The organism is Sulfuricurvum sp. (assembly GCF_049305995.1).
Classification (GTDB): domain Bacteria; phylum Campylobacterota; class Campylobacteria; order Campylobacterales; family Sulfurimonadaceae; genus Sulfuricurvum.
In genome coordinates, this window is the sequence record NZ_JBAQPS010000267.1 from 1 (window position 1) to 2,510 (window position 2,510).

A 2,510-nucleotide genomic window follows, 5' to 3' on the forward strand; every position below is an offset into this window, starting at 1 on the left:
AGCTTATACCGATCAAAAAGAGTTAAAGCAATTAATTCGTCCCAATATTGATGGAGTCATACTTAGACTTGAAAATAAACAAGCTACTTTTTTACCGCAAGTGTGGGAAGATTTAAGTAATTTTGACAGTTTTTTTAATCACTTGGGACACAAAGCCGGTATAGGAAATGATCCACTCTCTTATCATCCAGAAATCTACACGTATCAGGTTAAAAAATACACGGAGAAGAAATAGATGGAGTATTATCGTATCAAAGAGGATCGCATTGTATGTCTTTTATGCCCTCATTACTGTACTCTCTCCTTAAATCAGATCGGAATGTGCCATGTCGAAAAAAATGTAAATGGGGTATTGGAATGTTTAGTACATAATCATCCCAGTGCAGTCCATATCGATCCAATCGAAAAAAAACCTCTTTACCACTTTTTGCCCTCTTCTATTAGCTTCTCCATCGGCACTGTCGGATGCAATTTACGTTGTCCATTTTGCCAAAACTGGCATATTTCCCAAAATGGAAACATCGATACGTCAATCACGCTTACTGCCGTAGATGCGGTGAAGTATGCATACCAACAAGGATGTAGTTCAGTCAGTTACACCTACAATGAACCGACTGTCTGGTATCCTTATGCGAAAGAGATTGGTGTGGAAGCCAAAAAAAATGGATTATCAAATATTTTTGTATCAAGTGGTTTCGAGTCAGATGAAGTATGTGTAGATATTCCATCATGGATCGATGCTGCAAATATCGATCTCAAAAGTTTTAAACCAAATTATTACAAAAACACATTAAAAGCATCTCTTGAAGGTGTCCAAGAAACATTAAGATCGATGGTTCGAAATGGAATTTGGGTAGAAGTGACAACATTGGTTATTCCTGGACTAAATGATAGCAATGAGGAATTACGCGCTATGGCTGAGTTTATCGTTACTGATTTAGGTCGGCATATTCCGTGGCATTTGAGTGCATTTCACCCAGACTATAAAATGATTAATACCCCTGCTACATCGATAGAAACATTGAAACATGCCTATAAAATCGGAAAAGAAGCAGGACTTTTTTATGTCTATATGGGTAATGTTTCATCTCCATCGCAAACCCGATGTCCAGAATGTGATACATTGTTGATTGAACGCCATGGGTTCAGCATAACCCATTTATCACTCAATGACGGTCACTGTCCTACCTGTAACCGACTTATCGAAGGAGTTTGGAAATGAAAAGAAATATGGCTGTCGCCGGGAGTTTTTATCCCGTATCGTCCGAAGAAATAAATACAATGATTGATTATTTTAATACGATACTCGATTCTCATCCCGATATAGCGGCACGTTTTAATACTTTGAGCGGCAATGCAATTATCGTACCCCATGCGGGGTGGGTTTATTCGGGATTTACGGCAAATATCGCCTTTCGAATACTAGCTCATACTCATCCTAAAACAGTTGTCGTGATCGGTCCATCTCATAAAATCGGGTTTGAAGGGGTCAGTATTTGTGAAAATAAAAGCTATCAAACGCCTTTAGGAGATTTAGAGATCGATACGGCATTAGTCAATGAGATCCAACAACGATTTAGCCTAACGATGCTAAATGATGCACACTATGAACACAGTACCGAAGTACAAATGCCATTTATTAAACACTATATGAGCAATGTCAACGTGATCGAGATGGTCTATGCCCATGCTGATCCGTTGCAAATATCTCCTATTATCGAATATTTTCTGAATCAACCCGATACTGCCGTCGTTATCAGCACTGATTTGAGCCATTACTATGGATTGGATGAAGCGAAAAAACTTGATTCAATCTGTTTGGAAGCGATTAAACATGAGAACAGTACAATGCTCCATCAAGGGTGTGAAGCGTGCGGGAAAATAGGGGTTGAAGCGATGCTCGATGTTGCCAATAAACGTAATATGGAAGCGGTATTGCTCGATTATCGCACCAGTGCCGATGCGAGCGGAGATAGCGAGCGCGTAGTTGGCTATGCGAGTGCGTTGTTTCGATAAACGTTACTTCTTTTTCGGTGGTAAAAAGTTCTCACCCGTTATGACACTTTTACCCGTTTTGTCTTCGAGTTCGAGACGCGCTTTTTTAGCGATATTTCCACCTTTTTTGCTCGCTTTTGCGTTTTCCTCTACCCCTTTAGCTTCATCAGCTTGGGCAATCTGCCGTGTCGAAAGTTCAGCCAATGCGGTAAAAATTAGTTCTGCTTCGCTCATATGATCGCGTAAATTTTGAGATTTCAGCCCTTTAATATTTTTATGTTCTTTGACGCTGATACCACTCCACTCTTGGTGGATAATATTTGTCAGCATTGCGAATTCATCCCCTTTTTTGACACCGCTCTCGCTCCAATAATCAGTAAGCTTATTTCGAGTTTCCTGCCCCATCATCCGCTGTTGAATCCACTTCTCGCTTCGCCCCTGCTGCTGCCAGTATTCGCGGGCACGGTCTACGCTTTGAGCGGGATCGGACATCTCTTGGAGCCGTTCATACCCCA

General features: G+C 40.8%; 3 protein-coding genes and 1 pseudogene. 3 read left to right on the forward strand and 1 reads right to left on the reverse strand.

Annotated elements, in window-relative coordinates; all coding sequences use genetic code 11:
- The 3 genes from WA010_RS09180 to amrB all read left to right on the forward strand — a co-directional run.
- Positions 1 to 235 (forward strand): AMMECR1 domain-containing protein (locus WA010_RS09180; RefSeq protein ID WP_422556830.1); only part of this gene is annotated, 235 nt, incomplete at its 5' end.
- Positions 236 to 1,222, forward strand: a complete 987-nt coding sequence (gene amrS / locus WA010_RS09185; protein ID WP_422556831.1) for an AmmeMemoRadiSam system radical SAM enzyme — start codon at positions 236 to 238, stop codon at positions 1,220 to 1,222.
- Positions 1,219 to 2,016: an AmmeMemoRadiSam system protein B gene (gene amrB / locus WA010_RS09190; RefSeq protein WP_422556832.1), complete on the forward strand. Its 798-nt coding sequence runs from the start codon at positions 1,219 to 1,221 to the stop codon at positions 2,014 to 2,016. Before amrS ends, amrB begins: the two co-directional genes overlap by 4 nt.
- A 3-nt stretch (positions 2,017 to 2,019) precedes the next feature.
- Here the strand turns inward: amrB and WA010_RS09195 are convergent.
- Positions 2,020 to 2,510: pseudogene (locus WA010_RS09195) on the reverse strand (hypothetical protein); the annotation flags it as partial.